Origin of the sequence: Desulfosporosinus sp. I2 (assembly GCF_000960765.1) — a bacterium.
In the GTDB taxonomy this organism is placed as follows: domain Bacteria; phylum Bacillota; class Desulfitobacteriia; order Desulfitobacteriales; family Desulfitobacteriaceae; genus Desulfosporosinus.
This window is the reverse complement of sequence record NZ_JYNH01000327.1, coordinates 1-418: the sequence shown is the minus strand read 5'-3', so window position 1 is coordinate 418 and position 418 is coordinate 1. Positions and strand designations below refer to the sequence as shown.

Genomic DNA, 418 nt, shown 5'->3' with positions numbered 1-418 from the left:
TTACATGTCTTCAGCTAAATTTGTTACAGGTTTAATAATTCGGATTCAGCCAAAATCTTACAAACTCCATAAGCTGTTTCCCCTTATCTGTAAGTATTTTTCCCCTGCCATGACAATTCCTGCAAAAAAAGAAAACGGATTCATCTGGTTGATCCGGAGTCTCATTTTCTATTGTGTCGAGTTTATCCTTAGCCTCTAAAAAATGAAGCTTAGAATTTCGTATGGCCCAGTTATGATACCACGTGGTGTTCTCAATTCCACCCTTACCGTTGCACTTAGGGCATTGTTCCTCTAGCGCATTAACGTCAATCATTACTTAACCTCCGTTCAGCTAATTCTATTGATGTATTCTATTACGGAAATGGCTGAAGAGAAGCATTCGTCTAAATAATAGCATAATAATCCGTATCTAGGGCAT

1 protein-coding gene is annotated in these 418 nt (G+C 38.0%); it reads right to left on the bottom strand.

Features of this window, described 5'->3' with window-relative positions:
- Window positions 1-31 precede the first annotated feature (31 nt).
- Window positions 32-313, bottom strand: coding sequence for a hypothetical protein (locus tag UF75_RS25950; protein WP_045577389.1), 282 nt, complete (start codon window positions 311-313; stop codon window positions 32-34).
- Window positions 314-418: the final 105 nt, after the last annotated feature.